15 protein-coding genes, 6 tRNA genes and 1 pseudogene are annotated in these 15494 nt (G+C 72.3%); 11 read left to right on the top strand and 11 right to left on the bottom strand.

Annotated elements, in window-relative coordinates; genetic code table 11:
- The first annotated feature begins 135 nt into the window (after window positions 1–135).
- Together cobA and OG709_RS05690 are read left to right on the top strand one after the other, a co-directional pair.
- Window positions 136–1368, top strand: a complete 1233-nt coding sequence (gene cobA, locus OG709_RS05695) for a uroporphyrinogen-III C-methyltransferase (protein ID WP_250303383.1) — start codon at window positions 136–138, stop codon at window positions 1366–1368.
- A 54-nt stretch (window positions 1369–1422) separates the two neighbouring features.
- Window positions 1423–2241, top strand: a complete 819-nt coding sequence (locus OG709_RS05690) for a TrmH family RNA methyltransferase (RefSeq protein ID WP_250303385.1) — start codon at window positions 1423–1425, stop codon at window positions 2239–2241.
- Window positions 2242–2265: 24 nt separating this feature from the next.
- Here OG709_RS05690 and OG709_RS05685 read toward each other — a convergent pair whose 3' ends face one another.
- On the bottom strand, window positions 2266–3453 hold the full coding sequence (locus OG709_RS05685) for a serine/threonine-protein kinase (RefSeq protein WP_266645121.1): 1188 nt from the start codon (window positions 3451–3453) through the stop codon (window positions 2266–2268).
- A gap of 614 nt (window positions 3454–4067) precedes the next feature.
- On the opposite strand from OG709_RS05685, the gene OG709_RS05680 reads away from it, so the two are divergent.
- From OG709_RS05680 to OG709_RS05670, 3 genes are all read left to right on the top strand, one after another.
- The gene (locus OG709_RS05680) at window positions 4068–4274 is read left to right on the top strand and encodes a hypothetical protein (protein WP_250303389.1); all 207 of its coding nucleotides are present in this window, start codon (window positions 4068–4070) and stop codon (window positions 4272–4274) included.
- 223 nt (window positions 4275–4497) lie between these two features.
- Window positions 4498–5472 (top strand): phosphotransferase family protein, encoded by a 975-nt coding sequence (locus tag OG709_RS05675; RefSeq protein ID WP_329165096.1) that lies wholly within the window; start codon window positions 4498–4500, stop codon window positions 5470–5472.
- A gap of 40 nt (window positions 5473–5512) precedes the next feature.
- A complete protein-coding gene (locus OG709_RS05670) occupies window positions 5513–5812 on the top strand; it encodes a TFIIB-type zinc ribbon-containing protein (protein WP_250303392.1) in 300 nt (99 codons plus the stop codon).
- A gap of 62 nt (window positions 5813–5874) precedes the next feature.
- Here the strand turns inward: OG709_RS05670 and OG709_RS05665 are convergent.
- The 5 genes from OG709_RS05665 to OG709_RS05645 all read right to left on the bottom strand — a co-directional run bounded on the left by OG709_RS05665 (window position 5875) and on the right by OG709_RS05645 (window position 6362).
- A tRNA-Val gene (locus OG709_RS05665) sits at window positions 5875–5946 on the bottom strand.
- 51 nt (window positions 5947–5997) lie between these two features.
- Window positions 5998–6069 (bottom strand) — tRNA-Val (locus tag OG709_RS05660).
- Between the two features lie 34 nt (window positions 6070–6103).
- Window positions 6104–6175, bottom strand: a tRNA-Val gene (locus OG709_RS05655).
- Window position 6176: 1 nt separating this feature from the next.
- Window positions 6177–6250: transfer RNA gene (locus OG709_RS05650), tRNA-Cys, on the bottom strand.
- Between the two features lie 39 nt (window positions 6251–6289).
- Window positions 6290–6362: transfer RNA gene (locus tag OG709_RS05645), tRNA-Gly, on the bottom strand.
- Window positions 6363–6508: 146 nt separating this feature from the next.
- On the opposite strand from OG709_RS05645, the gene OG709_RS05640 reads away from it, so the two are divergent.
- From OG709_RS05640 to OG709_RS05630, 3 genes are all read left to right on the top strand, one after another.
- Complete coding sequence (locus OG709_RS05640; RefSeq protein ID WP_329165095.1) at window positions 6509–7567, top strand: chorismate-binding protein; 1059 nt, start codon at window positions 6509–6511, stop codon at window positions 7565–7567.
- Window positions 7564–8385 carry an aminotransferase class IV gene (locus tag OG709_RS05635; RefSeq protein ID WP_250303396.1) on the top strand — a complete coding sequence of 274 codons (822 nt, stop codon included), beginning with the start codon at window positions 7564–7566 and terminating at the stop codon, window positions 8383–8385. The genes OG709_RS05640 and OG709_RS05635 overlap by 4 nt, the downstream gene beginning before the upstream one ends.
- A gap of 75 nt (window positions 8386–8460) precedes the next feature.
- Window positions 8461–9300: a GNAT family N-acetyltransferase gene (locus OG709_RS05630; protein ID WP_250303398.1), complete on the top strand. Its 840-nt coding sequence runs from the start codon at window positions 8461–8463 to the stop codon at window positions 9298–9300.
- Window positions 9301–9325: 25 nt separating this feature from the next.
- Here the strand turns inward: OG709_RS05630 and OG709_RS05625 are convergent, their stop codons facing one another.
- On the bottom strand, window positions 9326–9844 hold the full coding sequence (locus tag OG709_RS05625) for a DsbA family protein (RefSeq protein WP_250303399.1): 519 nt from the start codon (window positions 9842–9844) through the stop codon (window positions 9326–9328).
- Window positions 9845–10002: 158 nt separating this feature from the next.
- On the opposite strand from OG709_RS05625, the gene OG709_RS05620 reads away from it, so the two are divergent.
- Window positions 10003–10485, top strand: a complete 483-nt coding sequence (locus tag OG709_RS05620; protein ID WP_329165091.1) for a hypothetical protein — start codon at window positions 10003–10005, stop codon at window positions 10483–10485.
- 89 nt (window positions 10486–10574) lie between these two features.
- Here OG709_RS05620 and OG709_RS05615 read toward each other — a convergent pair.
- A pseudogene (locus OG709_RS05615) lies at window positions 10575–10868 on the bottom strand (L-rhamnose isomerase); the annotation flags it as partial.
- Between the two features lie 140 nt (window positions 10869–11008).
- Between OG709_RS05615 and OG709_RS05610 the strand changes: the two are divergent.
- Window positions 11009–11167 carry a hypothetical protein gene (locus OG709_RS05610; protein WP_250303403.1) on the top strand — a complete coding sequence of 53 codons (159 nt, stop codon included), beginning with the start codon at window positions 11009–11011 and terminating at the stop codon, window positions 11165–11167.
- A 9-nt stretch (window positions 11168–11176) separates the two neighbouring features.
- Here the strand turns inward: OG709_RS05610 and OG709_RS05605 are convergent, their stop codons facing one another.
- The gene (locus tag OG709_RS05605) at window positions 11177–11734 is read right to left on the bottom strand and encodes a CGNR zinc finger domain-containing protein (protein ID WP_250303406.1); all 558 of its coding nucleotides are present in this window, start codon (window positions 11732–11734) and stop codon (window positions 11177–11179) included.
- Window positions 11735–11926: 192 nt separating this feature from the next.
- Window positions 11927–12340, bottom strand: a complete 414-nt coding sequence (locus OG709_RS05600) for an SsgA family sporulation/cell division regulator (protein WP_003959770.1) — start codon at window positions 12338–12340, stop codon at window positions 11927–11929.
- A gap of 401 nt (window positions 12341–12741) precedes the next feature.
- Here OG709_RS05600 and OG709_RS05595 point away from each other — a divergent pair.
- Window positions 12742–12816: transfer RNA gene (locus tag OG709_RS05595), tRNA-Val, on the top strand.
- A 137-nt stretch (window positions 12817–12953) separates the two neighbouring features.
- Here OG709_RS05595 and OG709_RS05590 read toward each other — a convergent pair.
- Window positions 12954–15347 (bottom strand): SCO7613 C-terminal domain-containing membrane protein, encoded by a 2394-nt coding sequence (locus tag OG709_RS05590; RefSeq protein ID WP_329165089.1) that lies wholly within the window; start codon window positions 15345–15347, stop codon window positions 12954–12956.
- Window positions 15348–15494: the final 147 nt, after the last annotated feature.

The following is a 15494-nucleotide window of genomic DNA, read 5'->3' as shown; positions in this document are numbered from 1 at the left end:
GATCCCGGCCCCTCGCCTTCGCCCGAGGCCTCAGGAACGTAAGGTGTCCAAGGGGCCGAAACCCCGTTCCACCAGCCGCTTCACCGTCGTAGCGGCGTCGTCGCCCCACCTCCCCGCGCGAGGAGCCGCCACGCCATGGCCGAACACGCCGAGAACCCCGCCTACCCCGTAGGACTCCGTCTCTCCGGCAGGCGCGTCGTCGTCATCGGTGGCGGACAGGTCGCCCAACGGCGCCTCCCCGCGCTCATCGCGGCCGGAGCCGACATCCTTCTCGTCGCCCCGTCGGCGACCCCCTCCGTCGAGGCGATGGCCACCACCGGCGAGATCAGCTGGCAGCGGCGCCCGTACGAGGACGGTGACCTGGACGGCGCCTGGTACGCCCTGATCGCGACCGGTGACAAGGCGGCCAACGACCGCGCGTCCGCCGAGGCCGAGCGGAACAGGACCTGGTGCGTACGGAGCGACGACGCCGGAGCGGCCACCGCCTGGACCCCGGCCACCGGCCGCAGCGAGGGCGTCACCGTGGCCGTCCTCACCGGCCGCGACCCGCGCCGCTCGGCGGCCGTACGCGACGCCGTCGTGGAAGGCCTGCGTGACGGTACGCTCGCCGCCCCCCGCAACCGCGACCGCGCCGCGGGCGTCGCCCTGGTCGGCGGCGGCCCCGGCGACCCGGACCTGATCACGGTCCGCGGCCGGCGCCTCCTCGCCGAGGCCGACGTCGTCATCGCCGACCGGCTCGGACCGCGCGACCTCCTCGACGAACTGCCGCCGCACGTCGAGGTGATCGATGCCGCGAAGATCCCGTACGGCCGGTTCATGGCCCAGGAGGCCATCAACAACGCCCTCGTCGAACACGCCAGGGCGGGCAAGGCCGTCGTACGGCTCAAGGGCGGCGACCCCTTCGTCTTCGGGCGCGGCATGGAAGAGGCCCAGGCCCTCGCCGAGGCAGGCATCCCGTGCACCGTGGTGCCCGGCATCTCCAGCTCCATCAGCGTCCCCGGCGCCGCCGGAATCCCGGTCACCCACCGTGCCGTCGCCCATGAGTTCACCGTGGTCAGCGGCCATGTGGCGCCCGACGACGCGCGCTCCCTGGTCGACTGGCCGGCGCTCGCCAAGCTCCGCGGCACGCTGGTCGTCCTGATGGGCGTCGACAAGATCGGCGCCATCGCCGACACCCTGATCGCCCACGGAAAGGCCCCGGACACCCCGGTGGCACTGGTCCAGGAAGGGACCACGGCCACCCAGCGGCGGGTCGACGCGACACTCGCGACCGTGGGGGAGACGGCCAGGTCCGAAGGCGTACGGCCGCCCGCCGTCATCGTCATCGGCGCCGTTGTCGCCGTCGGACCGCACCACGACCGTCCGTGACCCGTTCCGTGCCCACCCGTTGGCACCCCACCCAGGACAAGGCAGTATCTCCCTGTGGCTGATCTCATCACCGTCGATGACCCCGAGGACCCGCGGCTGCGCGACTACACGGGCCTGACCGACGTCGAACTCCGGCGCAGGCGTGAGCCCGCCGAGGGCCTGTTCATCGCGGAAGGCGAAAAGGTCATCCGGCGGGCCAGGCTCGCCGGGTACGAAATGCGGTCCATGCTGCTGTCGGCGAAGTGGGTCGACGTCATGCGCGACGTCATCGACGAGGTCCCGGCCCCGGTGTACGCCGTCAGCCCCGACCTCGCCGAGCAGGTGACCGGCTACCACGTGCACCGCGGCGCACTGGCCTCCATGCAGCGCAAGCCGCTGCCGTCCTCGGACGAGCTGCTCGGGACGGCCCGCCGGATCGTCGTCATGGAGTCGGTCAACGACCACACCAACATCGGTGCGATCTTCCGCAGCGCGGCGGCCCTCGGCATGGACGCGGTGCTGCTCTCGCCGGACTGCGCGGACCCGCTGTACCGCCGCTCCGTCAAGGTCTCGATGGGCTCCGTCTTCGCCGTTCCCTACGCCCGGCTCGACACCTGGCCCCGAGGGCTGGAGTCGGTGCGGGAAGCGGGGTTCAAGCTGCTCGCGCTCACCCCGGACGAGAAGGCGTCGGTCATCGACGAGGCCGCCCCGCACCGCCTCGACCGGGTGGCACTGATGCTCGGCGCGGAGGGCGACGGTCTCTCCACCCAGGCGCTGGTCGCCGCCGACGAATGGGTGCGCATCCCCATGGCGCACGGCGTGGACTCGCTGAACGTCGGAGCCGCCGCCGCGGTGGCGTTCTACGCGGTGGCGACGGGCCGTCCGCAGAGCTGACCCGGCGGACCGCGGCGGCCCCGGTCAGAACTGCTGCGCGGCGGCGATCCCCAGCAGCACGATCAGCGTCACCACGACGAAGACGATCAGCCGCTGCCGCATCATCCGGGGGCTGGGCCCGGTCCGCCGCCCCGACGAGGTCGGACGGGCACCGGACTTGCCGGGACGGCTGCCCGCACCCGCCCCGGACCGGGTGGTGTTGCGCGACGACGGTACGGGCCGGGCGCCGCCCCGGGCCGACGAGGGGCGCGAAGCCTGCGGCCGGGACGGTGGCGGGCCGTCCGCGCGCCGCTGGGGCTGCAGCTCGGTCTGCGGCGCGGCGAGCCGCCCCGTCGGCCGGTCGGCCTCCGACTCCCGCCGCTGTGCGGGCGTCCGCCCCTCCGAGAGACCCTGGGCCTCACGGGCCGCGATCTCCTTGAGGCGCATGGAGAGTTGGAGGGTGGAGGGCCGGTCCTCGGGATCCTTGGCGAGGCAGGCCCGGACCAGCGGGGCGAGGGCGTCGTGCACGTCGTACAGATGCGGCTCCTCGTGCACCACCCGGTACAGCATCACCTCGGAACTGCCGTGCCCGAAGGGCGAGTCGGCGGTCGCCGCGTACGCGAGCGTGGCCCCCAGCGCGAAGACGTCCGTCGCGGGGGTGACCGCCGCGCCGCGCACCTGCTCGGGAGCGAGGAAGCCGGGTGAGCCGACCGCCGTACCGACATGGGTGAGCGTGCTCGCCCCGGTCGCCCAGGCGATGCCGAAGTCGATGATCCTGGGGCCCTTGGGCGAGAGCAGGATGTTCGAGGGCTTCAGGTCACGGTGTACGACACCGGCCTCGTGCACCGCCACCAGGCCCTCGGAGAGAGCCGCGCCGATGGAGGCCACTTCGGCCGCCGACAGCGGACCTTCCTCGGCCACCTTGTCGTGCAGCGAAGGCCCCGGGACGTACTGCGTCGCGAACCACGGGCGGTCGGCCTCCAGATCGGCGGCCACCAGCCGGGCCGTGCACCCGCCCCTGATCCGCCGCGCCGCGGAGACCTCACGGGCGAACCTCGACCGGAACTCCTGATCCTCCGCCAGGTCCGGCCGGATCACCTTCAGCGCCACCCGCTGCCCGCGCCGGTCGGAGCCGAGGTAGACCACCCCCATACCGCCCGCGCCCAGCCGCCGGTGAAGCCTGAACGAGCCGACGACACGCGGATCCTCGCGCCGGAGCCGCATCATCGCCATGTCCATCCCCGCTGCCCGGTCCGTCTGACGAGGCACAGCTTACGTACCTGTGGGGCGGTGCGCTCATAGGCCGCGCCCTCACGATCCGATCGATTGTCGCCACGGGGGCCGAAATCGTGAAGCGTGCTCAGGACGGCGCCGCTCGCGCCGCCTTGGCCGGGGCCGGATCTCAAAGCTCTCTCGGGGAAAGGGGATTGGGCGATCACAGGGTGTTCCGCACACGAGAACGGGACCATCGGCGACCCCCACCCGCACCGCCGACGAGACCGCAGACCGGGCAGCCCGCCGGAGGGCCACGGCGGGCCGTTCGACGGGGGCGGAAGTGAGTGAAGTCACCCGCTCCCACCGCCCGGAGCCGACTCGGGCACCCCTGTTGCTGCCGGAACCCCCATACCGGGTCCCCTCCGGGATGACCCGCAGGCGTCGGCCCGGGTCTCCACCCAGGGGAGTAGGAGCACGCGGGGCGGCTCATCCTCCTGTAGGCCCGGGATTCGATACGCGGGCATGACGCCCGGCCCGCTTCCCACCCCTAGATTTGAGGTCAAGCGGCGGGTGCAGCACTCGTCCCCCGAGGTCGGTCACTCGCCGCTTGCCAAGTCGACAGGAGAGGGATCATGGCGGACACGGCAACGCGGACGGTTCTCCGCACGCAGGGGCGCAGGGCGTACGCCGCGTTCGGTGTCCGCCGGTCCGGCACCCGCCACCCGCTGGTGGCGACCGCCATGGTCCTTCCCCTCGCGGCCCTGCTCATGTTCGCCTTCGGCGGCTGGCAAGCAGTGGTCACACAGGCGTCGTCCGTGGGCGTGATGCTGGGGCGCTGAGCGGCGCCCCGGGCCCGGGAGAGCGGTCCGGGCCAGGGACATCCGGCCAACAACCCCGTGGGGACGGGGGTGCGGCGGACGGCAGCGTTTGTCCGGTCAGCTGGGGAGCTGACCGGACATCGCGCTGTCCGGCCCCACGCCCCGTCCGGACTCCCGGCCCCGTACCCGGCCGGGCGGCACGTAGGCTCCCCGGCGAGGGGCCCGTCCTGACCTGGGGGAGAACGTGACCGCACCCGCTCTCGTACGCGCGCTGGGCGCCGCCGCCGAGGGCGCCGCCCACCCCCGCCATCGGTCCTCGCCGCATGTCCCGTGCCCCGACTGCGGCCGGAACGCCACCCTTCTCGCGGACCGGCCGGACGGCACGGTCGTCCGGCACGGCAGGGCCGTGGCCAAGGCCCACGCCCCTGACACGGACACAGCCGCACTCGCGGTACGGGTGGCGGCCGCCGCCCACCCCCTCCTCGCCGGCATCCTGCTGCCCCCGCTCGCGCCCCCCGCCGTCCACGCCGACGCCGGTCCCCTCACGGTCTGGCCCTACGGCGCCCCCGTCGACCCGACGGCCCCCGACGCGGCGCCCTGGGAGGAGGCCGCAGAGCTGCTCGCCCGGCTGCACACGGTGCCTCCCCACGCGCTTCCCGGCCCGCTGCCCCCGATGCGCGGCCCCGCGAAGGCGTCCCGCGCCCTGGCGAGGCTGCGGGCGGTCCCTCCCGGCCCGGCCGCCGAGCCCGTCCTGAAGGTGTGGCGCAACCTGCCGGCCTGGGCCCGCGGCGAAGCCCCCGCGCCCCGGAACACCCATCTCTGCCACGGCGATCTGCACCTGGGGCAGCTCGTCAGACATCCCGTGGCCCACGGGTCCTGGCAGCTGATCGACATCGACGACCTGGGGCTGGGTGACCCCGCCTGGGACCTGGCCCGTCCTGCGGCCTGGTACGCCGCGGGTCTGCTGGCGCCCGAGGCCTGGGGGCGGTTCCTGGCCGCCTACCGGTCGGCCGGTGGCCCCGCCGTACGCCCCGAGGGCGATCCCTGGACCGAACTCGACGTTCCCGCACGGGCGCTGACGGCGCAGACCGCCGCACTGGCACTGGCGAAGTCGGCCGCGGAATCCCGGTCCCTCGACGAGGCGGAGCGGCTGATGCTCGATTCCTGTGCCCGAATCGCCGCGCTCCCCCAGGAGTTGGCGGTGGGGGAGCCGTCGTAGGGTGAGGGCACTTGATCAAGACCGAGGAGTGGAGCCGAGCATGCAGTGTCCCAAGTGCCGTGCCCCGATGCACACGTACAACCGCAATGGCGTGCAGATAGAACAGTGCAGTGGCTGCCGGGGGATATTCCTCGACTACGGCGAACTGGAGTCGCTGACCCAGCTGGAGTCCCAGTGGGGCCAGCAGCCGCCCCCGCCCCCTGCCCCGCAGGCGTACCCCCCGCCGCAGGCGCCCGTCTGGGGAGCGCCGCAGCACGGCGGCGGCCACTACGAGGGACATCACGGCGGTCATCACGGCCACCGGAACAGGGGCTTCGGCCACATGCTCTTCTCTTCCTGACCAGCAGAAGAGCGAGAACGACAGAACCCCCGGCCGATGAACAGCCGGGGGTTCCGATCCGGTGCGCGATACTGGGATTGAACCAGTGACCTCTTCCGTGTCAGGGAAGCGCTCTCCCGCTGAGCTAATCGCGCGGGACAATCTGCGAGTACTGCGTGCTGCCGGTGCTTTCACACCTTACTGCGTGCGCGATACTGGGATTGAACCAGTGACCTCTTCCGTGTCAGGGAAGCGCTCTCCCGCTGAGCTAATCGCGCGGGTACGGACATCCCACCGTAGTGGGAGATCCAGTGGACGATACTGGGATTGAACCAGTGACCTCTTCCGTGTCAGGGAAGCGCTCTCCCGCTGAGCTAATCGTCCTTGGAGGTGGAGACGGGATTTGAACCCGTGTAGACGGCTTTGCAGGCCGTTGCCTCGCCTCTCGGCCACTCCACCAGGAGTGCGGGGGTTCGGGAAGATCCCCCGGTTCCTACGAGCGGACGACCAGGTTCGAACTGGCGACCTCAACCTTGGCAAGGTTGCGCTCTACCAACTGAGCTACGTCCGCTTGTCTGTTCCGGGGCGCTTGTGCGTCCCGGTGACGTGTTGAACTCTAGCGGATTCCCGGGCCAGCACAAAAACGCGTTTGCGCAGCGTGCTGCGGTGCGTTTGCTCCGGAGCGGCTCGCCGGTGGCCCGTCCTAGACTCGCTGGTGTGCACCGCCTCTTCCCGATGGCCCGCTTCGGCGGCCGTGTCGCCTGTGACCTGCGCGATGTCACCAGCGACCCCGCAGCGCTGGACTCCACAGGCTTCTGGGCGGTGGCCGCCGACTTCGAGGGGCGCCTGCGCTGTGCCCGCTTCGGGGACGTGCGTACGGAGCCGGTGCCCGCAGCGGTCCCCGGCCGGTGGCGCGGGCCGGCTGCCGGTGACTGGACGTCCTCGCTCGATCACGACGCATACACCTCAGGGGTCCGGCGCATCCGCGAGCACATCGCCGCCGGTGACGTCTACCAGGCCAATCTCTGCCGGGTACTGACCGCGCCGCTGCCCGACCCGGACACCGCGGACATCGACGCGCTGACCTCGCTGCTCGCCCGGGGCAACCCCGCGCCGTACGCCGGGACGATCCGGCTGCCCGCGCACGGGGTGGAGATAGCCACCGCGTCACCCGAGCTCTATCTGCGGCGCACCGGCCGGAGCGTCGAGTCCGGGCCGATCAAGGGCACGGGCCGCACCGCGGGGGACCTCCTGGAGAAGGACCACGCGGAGAACGTGATGATCGTGGACCTCGTGCGCAACGATCTCGGCCGGGTCTGCGCCACCGGCTCCGTCACCGTGCCGCAGCTCTGCGCCGTCGAGCCCCACCCCGGCCTCGTCCACCTGGTCTCCACGGTCCGCGGCGAACTCGGCGGCGGAACCGGCTGGGCGGAACTCCTCGCGGCCACCTTCCCGCCCGGATCGGTGACCGGAGCGCCCAAGTCGAGTGCCCTGGACATCATCGAGGCGCTGGAGACCGCACGCCGCGGACCGTACTGCGGGGGTATCGGCTGGGTCGACGCCGACCGTGGCACGGGCGAGCTGGCCGTCGGGATCCGTACGTTCTGGATCGACCGCACCGGTACCGGCACGCCGGTCCTGCGCTTCGGTACGGGCGCCGGGATCACCTGGGGCTCGGACCCCGAGCGGGAGTGGGACGAGACCGAGCTGAAGGCCTCCCGGCTGCTCGCGATAGCGTCGGGGGCGAACGAGGCGATCGGAAGGACCACTCCATGAAGATCTGGGTCAATGGCGGGCTCCAGGACTCCGGCACCGCTCTGGTGTCCGTGCTCGACCACGGCCTGACCGTGGGTGACGGCATCTTCGAGACGGTCAAGGCGACGGGGGGAGGCACCTTCGCGCTCACCCGCCACCTCGACCGGCTGACCCGCTCCGCGCGCGGCCTGGGACTGCCCGACCCGGACCTCGACGAGGTGCGCCGCGCCTGTGCGGCCGTACTGGAGGCCAATCCGATGCCGCTCGGCAGGCTGCGGATCACCTACACGGGAGGTCTCTCCCCGCTCGGCTCCGACCGTGGTGACGCCGGACCCACCCTGGTCGTCGCCCTCGGCGAGACGAAACGCCGCCCCGACACCACCGCCGCCGTCACCGTCCCCTGGACGCGCAACGAGCGCAGCGCGCTGGCCGGGCTCAAGACCACCTCGTACGCGGAGAACGTCGTCGCGCTCGCCCGCGCGCACGAACACGGCGCGACCGAGGCGCTGTTCGCCAACACCGTCGGCGCGCTCTGCGAGGGCACCGGCTCCAACGTCTTCGTCGTCGTCGACGGCGAACTGCACACACCGCGCCTGGCCTCCGGCTGTCTGGCGGGGATCACCCGGGCCCTGGCGGTCGAGTGGACCGGGGCGCACGAGAGCGATCTGCCGTTCGACGTGCTGGAGCGGGCCGAGGAGATCTTCCTGACCTCGACCCTCCGTGACGTGCAGGCCGTCCACCGGATCGACGGGCGCGAACTGACCGAGGTGCCGGGCCCGGTGACCACGAAGGCCATGCGGATCTGGGACGAGCGCGCCGCGGACCAGCTGGATCCGTAGCGGCCCCGCTCGCCGGCCGGTCCATGCCGTCAAACCGGGTGACATGGCGACCCCGAGGCGGGTAGAAACCCCGTGATGACCACCACCCTGCGGCCGACCGGGCCGCTCCAGCAGGGCGCCGACGGCGCCAAGTCCCGCTCCTACCAGGTATGCGTGAACAGTCGCCCGGTGGGCGCCGTCGACCTCCGTACGGACGCGGACTTCGGCCCCACCTGCGCCGTCATCGGCGGACTGCGGATCGACGAGGCCGACCGCGGGCGGGGCCGGGCCACCGTGGCCGCGCTCGCCGCCGAGGAGGTACTGCGGGGCTGGGGCTGCACCCAGGTAGAGGCCTCGGCGCCGGCCGACGACACCGCGGCTGTCCGGATGGCCGCCTCGCTCGGATACACCGAACGCAACAGCAACATGATCAAGAAGCTGCCGGAACAGCCGCCCGCGCTCCCTTCGGATGTCGAGGTCCGCCGGATGAGCGAGGACGAGTTCCGGGGCTGGCTGGCCCAGGCCATCGAGGGCTACGCACGATCCTGGACAGACCGGGGCGTCTCCGTGGAGCAGGCCCGCGCCAAGTCCGAGGCCGACCACCGCAAGCTGTTGCCCGACGGCCTTGCCACCCCGGGAACGATCATCGACGTGCTGCTCCACGAGGCAGTGGTGGTCGGGTCCATCTGGATCGCGGAGAGGGAAGTGGACCCCGGCCGACGGGGGAGCTTCATCTTCGACGTCGAGGTCGAAGAGGCGTACCGGGGCCGCGGGCACGGCCGTTCACTCATGCTGCTCGCCGAGCGCGAGGCGATGGCGGCCGGGATGCCGCTGATCAAACTCAACGTCTTCGCGGGCAACACCCCGGCTGTCCGGCTCTACGAGTCACTGGGCTACGAGACGGTCCGGCGCCACTACTTCAAACAACTCGTCTAGCATCCAGCACCTGTGTGGAGCGGAACTACTCACCGCCCGCCGCGAGCAGCCGGTCCGCGATCTCCTCGATCCGCTCGCGCAGCCCCTGCTGGCTCTTGCCGCCGTCCAGGCGCTCGCCGCCGATGACATAGGTCGGGGTGCCCGTGACGCCGATGGCCTTGCCCTCCGCCTGGTCGGCGTCCACGGTCAGCATGTGCCGGCCGTCGATCAGTACGGTGTCGAACTCGTCGGCGTCCAGGCCCAGTTCACCGGCGATCTCCAGCAGGAGGGGCTCGCCCTGCGCTGCGAGCTCCTCGGTGCGGGCGAGCACGGCTTCCGTGTACGGCCAGCCCTGCCCCTGCTCGTACGCCTCCTCAGCGGCCTGGGCGGCGGCGTAGGCGTGCTGGTGCTTTTCGAGGGGGAAGTGGCGCAGCCGCACGTCCAGCCGGTCGCCGTAGCGGGCCCGCAGGGCGCGTACGTCTTCCAGGGCGCTGCGGCAGTCGGGGCACTGGAGCTCGCACCAGACGTCCAGGACGACGGGGCGGGCGGGGGAGGAGTCGCTCATGCGTACAGTCTCCCAGCCCCGTGGCGGCCCGCCGAACCGGGACCTGAGGAGGATGCGCCCCCGAGATGTCCCTGAGGTCGCCCCCGGGCGTGGCTTCTGCACCGCACTCCGGTGCAGGATGGAGGGGAGAGAGCACCCGCACGGCTGGAGGAGACCGGATGATTGCCGAGACCGTCTGTTCCGCGGTGTCCGCGGCAGGGCTGGGTATCGCTGCGATCACGGCGTACCGCAAGCGTTTCCTGTCGGCGACGCGTATCGCCGCGTACTCCCTGGTCCCGGTGGGGCTGGTCCTCACAGGTGTCGTCGGCTGGGTCTCCGACATGGTGTTCAAGCCGTCGGTCTGGCTGGGCTTCGGCCTGCTCGGGGTCGCCTGGCTGCTCTTCGCGACCACCAGGGCGGTCGAGCGGCGCTCCGGCGGTACGCGCAAGGAACGCAAGGCGGCCAGGGAGGCGCAGCGCGAGGCGGTCGCCCCGGCGGCTTCGGCGCCCTCGCTGCCGGGGCGCGAGGTGGCGGCGCCGTCCCGGTCCACGGCGCGGCCCGCGACGGAGCCGAGCCCGCAGCCCGCGGCTCAGCCCCGGTCGGCGGCCCCCAAGGAGGACTTCTCCGACATCGAGGCGATCCTCAAGAAGCACGGCATCTGACGCGGCGCCCGTCCTGCGGGGCGGGGGCCCGGACCGGGCCGTACGGGCGCGGCCGTCTCCTGACGCCGCGGGCCGTGGCCAGTTCCGGTGTCGACGGTGAGCGCCTTGGCCGTGGCCTCCTGGACGTTCATCACGGACCGGATGACGGCCGGGATCTCGGCCTCGATGGTGTGGCACTGGTCGAGCATGAAGCTGACCCGGGCCGCGGGCTCCAAGCCGCCGTTGCGCACCCTGACGCCCAACTTGAAACAGTGGGGGTACGCGGTGCCCCGGTCGGGGACGTCGGTGGAGTAGAAGGCGGGCTCGAACAGCTTGTACTCCAGCAGCATGCGCTGGTCGGCACCGAGCCGTTCGTACACCGTGCTCAGCGCCGGAACGGGTCGTACGGGCGTCCAGCATCCTGCCGTACTGATATCCGGTCGGCACACAATTGGCCGGGATGTCACGGAATCCGGCGAACTGCCCAGCAGGGTATGCGTGTTGGCCAGCGAAATGACCTTGGTTGCGCGATCATCGGCCCGAGATGCTGGATACCTCCCGGGACGATGTCACCGTCCCCACCCCTGCCCCTGAGCCGCGTGGCTGTCTTTTCGCGCTCTCTCAACCACCCCTGATGATCTTCCTCGGGGTGATCGGCTGTCTGCTGCTGATGGCGGCCGTGCACGATCTGTTCCTGCTGTGAGGGCGAACGTCAGCCCGCGGCGGCCTTGCGCCTCGCGCGGTAGGCGGCGACATGTAGCCGGTTGCCGCAGGTACGGCTGTCGCAGTAGCGGCGCGAGCGATTGCGTGAGAGGTCGACGAAGGCGTGCCCGCAGTCCGGCGCCTCGCAGCGCCGCAGCCGCTCCTGCTCGCCCGCGACGACGATGAAGGCCAGGGCCATACCGCCGTCGGCCGCCAGGTGGTCGGCGACGGACGCGCCGGGCGCGAAGTAGTGGACATGCCACTCGTAGCCGTCGTGATCGGTGAGCTGCGGGGTGGTGCCGGCGGCGGCGACGAGCTGGTTGACGAGTGCGGCAGCGATGTGCGGGCCGGGTGCGGCGAACACATCGGCGAACCGCTGCCGAACGCCGATCACGGCCTTCCGGTCCTCCTCGCAGAGGCTTCCCACGCCGCTCAGGTCGTACTGCTGCACGAATGCGTACAGTCCCTCGATGGCCGCGAGCGGGTCGGTCTCGGCGCCCTCCGGTGCGGTGTTCACCAGAGCGACCACCACGTCGAGGGCGATCCGGGTGTCGTGGGGGATCAGCACGATGCACTCCCTGGCCGGCGGCGGGCCGGCGCCCGCCGATGCTGGCCGACTCTAGCCGCTCGGGTCAGGAGCGCATCGAGCGCCGCCCCGCGGTGGATTCCGCGGGAGCGGCGCTCGGTGCCTGCCGTATGTGGTTGTCTGCGCGGTGCCGTCGCCCCGAGTCGGACAGCACCGGGCGTCTCGCAGCCTGGCTCAGCTTTCGGCCAGGATGTGCGAGAGCTCCGTGTCGAGATCGAAATGGCGGTGTTCCGTGCCGGGTGGCACGGCGGCGTCGGTCCGCTTCAGGAACGACTCCAGGGCCCTCGCTGGGGCTTCGAGCAGGGCTTCTCCTTCCGGAGAGCTCAGGGCGATGCAGACGACGCCCTGACCGTGGCTGCGCGACGGCCAGACTCGGACGTCGCCGGTGCCGGTGGGCCTGTGCAGACCCTCTGCGAGGAGATCGCGGGCGAAGACCCACTCCACGGTCTCTTCGGCTCCGGTGTGGAAGGTGGCATGCACGGCATAAGGATCGGCCGTGTCATACCGCAGGCCCGCGGGTACAGGCAGTGATGACTCGCTCGACACAACGAGGCGCAGGTGCAGCTCGCAGCTGACCGTGGTGTTCATAAGCGCCAGGGCCTTTCGCTCAGTGTGCGCTCGGGGATTCGCACGTCGGCGAAATCGACATGCCACCTACGGTGCCGTTGTAAACCCCTCTGACCGTTTTGTGGCTCTTGAGGTCGCCTGTATGGCGGAGTGTGGATTTATCCCGTTACTCCATTGCAGTGACGACGCGTGATCCGGTACCGGTCCGGACTGCTCCACGGGGTGGATTCGTATGACTGCGGAGAGTGGTGAGCGGTGGGAGTCGCGCGGCTCGCCGTTCGCCGCGTCCTCGCGGCGGGAGATTCCGGGGGTCTGTCACGGGGTGCGGCCGGCGCCGCGACCGACCGGGTGCGGCGAGCTGACCGGCGACGACCGGGTGGTCCGACGGGGTGTGGCCATGCGGTAATGTTTTCCCTGCACCCGGGCGATTAGCTCAGTGGGAGAGCGCTTCGTTCACACCGAAGAGGTCACTGGTTCGAACCCAGTATCGCCCACCACCCGGACCGCTGGCCCGGAGGTTTTCCACCTCCGGGCCAGCGGCGTTTCCCGTGACCTTCTCCGTCGTCCGGTGCGGGCCTTCTCTGAACGTTTCAACACCCGCCGGATGATGCGAGCCCGGCCCGTGGGCCGCCGCTCAGCGCATGCGCGCCAGCCGGTCCCGCAGCCGGCGCGCGTCGCGCAGCCGCTGTTCGTACGTCGCGCCCACCCCCAGCAGCAGAAGCCCCGCCAGGGCCGGTGCCAGCCAGCGGGGGAGTGCGCCGAGGACCTGGCCGATGTACGGCGCCAGCTCGTGCAGGGCGTCCAGCGCCAGCACCGCGCCGCCGAGCACGAGCAAGGCCTGCAGTCTCAGCCGCGCACCGGTCAGGGTGACGGCCAGCGCGGACACCCCCAGCAGGAGCGGACGCGGCCAGTACGGGTCGTCCTGGACGGCGAAGAGGCTGGGCGCGAACATCGCCACCAGGCCCGGCCCGTAGGCGGTCCAGGACGAAGCCTGCGGATCGCGGCGACGGCGCAGCAGGCCGATCGCCAGCGCGGGCACGGCGACGGGCAGGGTGTACGCCTCCGGTACGGCGACCCCGGACGCCGAGAGCCGGATCCAGGTGGCCAGGACGAACAGGACGGGCGCCGCCGGGCCCACGGTGCGGCGCTCCGGGCGTACCGCGGTGCCCGCGACGATCACGGCGCACAGTGCCAGGACCGACGCGGCGGTCCCGGCGTCGCCCAGGGACAGCGCGATCGCCAGGAGGCCCGCGGCGGCCCCGGTGATCTCCACGGGCAGCGCGAGCGGGTGGTGGCGCAGCCGGGCGGCGAGCAGGGCAGCCGCGGCAGGAACCACCAGGACGAGCAACGACGTCCGGTGCAGGGGAAGTTCGAGGGCCGCGCCCGCCGCACCGGCCAGCCCGGTCGCGTACGCCACGGCCGCACAAGCAGCGACGGTCCTGACGAGCCGTCCGGTGGCCACCGCCGCAGCGACGGCGAAGAGGGCGAGAAGTATGCCGAGCACGGTGAACGTGGCGGGCCGGGCGGCGAGTGCCAGGAAGGTGACGGTGAGTGCCCCCGTCAGCGCGCAGGCGAGTGCCGAGGCGGTGAACGCGGCGCCCTCGGGCCCACCAGGTCCCGGACGGCCCGCGAGCGCGAGGCACGCCGCGGTCAGCGCCGTGTACAGCAGGACGGTCGCCGTATAGGGCAGCGCGAAGGCGACCGGCAGGACGAGGAGCGCCGCCCAGCCCAGGACGAGCGCGGAACAGGCGGCCCCGGTGCGCCATGTCCGCTCCGGTCCCGACCTGCGGCGGGCGAGGGCGAGGACCGCGGCGACGGTCAGCAGGGCCACCGGCGTCGCCGTCAGCCAGGGCCAGGCCCCGGACAGCTCCGCGGACCGGGGAGCCCCGGTCCAGGATCTGCCCGCCCAGGAGAGCGGTGTCACCACCGCGAGCAGGACCGGCGGCAGTACCCAGACGGTCACCGCGGCCTGCACCCCGGCCGAAGCGCCGGTCAGCCCCCGCACCACGGGTCGCGGGAGCCGGGTGCGTACGGCCGCCAACAGGGCAACGGCGCACAGCAGATGGACGACCGGCTCCCAGGTATCCGGGCAGACGGTCCGCGCCACCCCGCCGACCGCCGCGACGGCGGCCAGCCCGGCGACCGCGGCGGGAAGGGGCGAGGACATCCGCCGGGCGGCGAACAGTGTGAGGACGGCAGCCGCCAGCAGCAGCGCCCCCGGAGCCGCCGCGTCGGCCGCCGTGTCCGCGTCGAAGGACAGCAGCCCGGCGGTCAGCAGGGCCCCGGCGCCCGTCAGTCCGGCGCCGGCGCAGCCGCAGAGGCGCACCGCGGCGCCCTTGCCCCACCAGGCGATCGCTCCGCCCACGACAGCTGTCAGCAGCAGCGCCCAGCTCGTCGTCAGCGCACCTGCGCCGACCGCGACCGACCACAGCGGCAGCGGCAACTGGGCGGCGACCGCCGCGGCGGGCAGCGGCAGCCCGAGGCGGCCGAGGACTGAGCCGTACCCGGCCCAGAGGAGGGCCAGTACGGCCGCGGCGCCCGCGGCGAAAGCGGCCCCGCCGGTGTCCGCGGCGGCGACCCGGTGCCACGCGTACGCGTCGAGGACCGTCAGCGCCAGACCGAGCCCGGCCAGCGCTTCGGCCGTCGAGGCGAGACCGCGGCGCAGCAGCGGGACCGGGGACACCAGGGCCAGGGAGGTCAGCACGCCCAGGACGCCGGCCCGGCCTCCGATGCCCAGATGGCCCCAACTGACCACGGTGAACGCGATCGCCGCGATCGTGAGCAGCAGCCCGCCGAGCGCCAGCAGCAGATTCTGCACGCCCGGCGGCGAGGTCTCGGGGCGCGGCGCCGCCCAGGCGGACCGGGGGACCGCGGGGCTCGGCGGGGCCTGCGGCCGGGGGACCCGCGAGTGCAGGAGGCTGATCAGCCACGCCCTGCGGGCCAGCAACTGGGCTCTGCGTGCGTCGAGTTGCGCCAGCTCGTGGTCAAGGAACGCCAACTCCTCGGCCGGTGGCGGAACGTTCTCCATGGTCCAGGAGTGTGGTCCGGGAACACCCGGCACGTATGCGCCCGAATACTCAGGCCGCGCTGAGTAGGTACGTACTCCCGCGACGGGCGGGGACGCTGCCGCCCGGCGGTCCGCAGGAGTTTGAAGGAAGCCCGGCGGGCCCTGTAT

The sequence above is a fragment of the Streptomyces sp. NBC_01267 genome (assembly GCF_036241575.1).
Lineage (GTDB): Bacteria > Actinomycetota > Actinomycetes > Streptomycetales > Streptomycetaceae > Streptomyces.
Note: the sequence above shows the minus strand (reverse complement) of the source record. Positions and strands in the feature narration are given on the sequence as shown.

What these genes read in the sequence shown, in the direction of transcription:
- cobA (WP_250303383.1), top strand. Translation starts at nt 136, where the DNA reads ATGGCCGAACACGCCGAGAACCCCGCCTACCCCGTAGGACTCCGTCTC.
- OG709_RS05685 (WP_266645121.1), bottom strand. Translation starts at nt 3,453, where the DNA reads ATGGCGATGATGCGGCTCCGGCGCGAGGATCCGCGTGTCGTCGGCTCG.
- OG709_RS05680 (WP_250303389.1), top strand. Translation starts at nt 4,068, where the DNA reads ATGGCGGACACGGCAACGCGGACGGTTCTCCGCACGCAGGGGCGCAGG.
- OG709_RS05670 (WP_250303392.1), top strand. Translation starts at nt 5,513, where the DNA reads ATGCAGTGTCCCAAGTGCCGTGCCCCGATGCACACGTACAACCGCAAT.
- OG709_RS05635 (WP_250303396.1), top strand. Translation starts at nt 7,564, where the DNA reads ATGAAGATCTGGGTCAATGGCGGGCTCCAGGACTCCGGCACCGCTCTG.
- OG709_RS05630 (WP_250303398.1), top strand. Translation starts at nt 8,461, where the DNA reads ATGACCACCACCCTGCGGCCGACCGGGCCGCTCCAGCAGGGCGCCGAC.
- OG709_RS05625 (WP_250303399.1), bottom strand. Translation starts at nt 9,844, where the DNA reads ATGAGCGACTCCTCCCCCGCCCGCCCCGTCGTCCTGGACGTCTGGTGC.
- OG709_RS05620 (WP_329165091.1), top strand. Translation starts at nt 10,003, where the DNA reads ATGATTGCCGAGACCGTCTGTTCCGCGGTGTCCGCGGCAGGGCTGGGT.
- OG709_RS05610 (WP_250303403.1), top strand. Translation starts at nt 11,009, where the DNA reads ATGCTGGATACCTCCCGGGACGATGTCACCGTCCCCACCCCTGCCCCT.
- OG709_RS05600 (WP_003959770.1), bottom strand. Translation starts at nt 12,340, where the DNA reads ATGAACACCACGGTCAGCTGCGAGCTGCACCTGCGCCTCGTTGTGTCG.
- OG709_RS05590 (WP_329165089.1), bottom strand. Translation starts at nt 15,347, where the DNA reads ATGGAGAACGTTCCGCCACCGGCCGAGGAGTTGGCGTTCCTTGACCAC.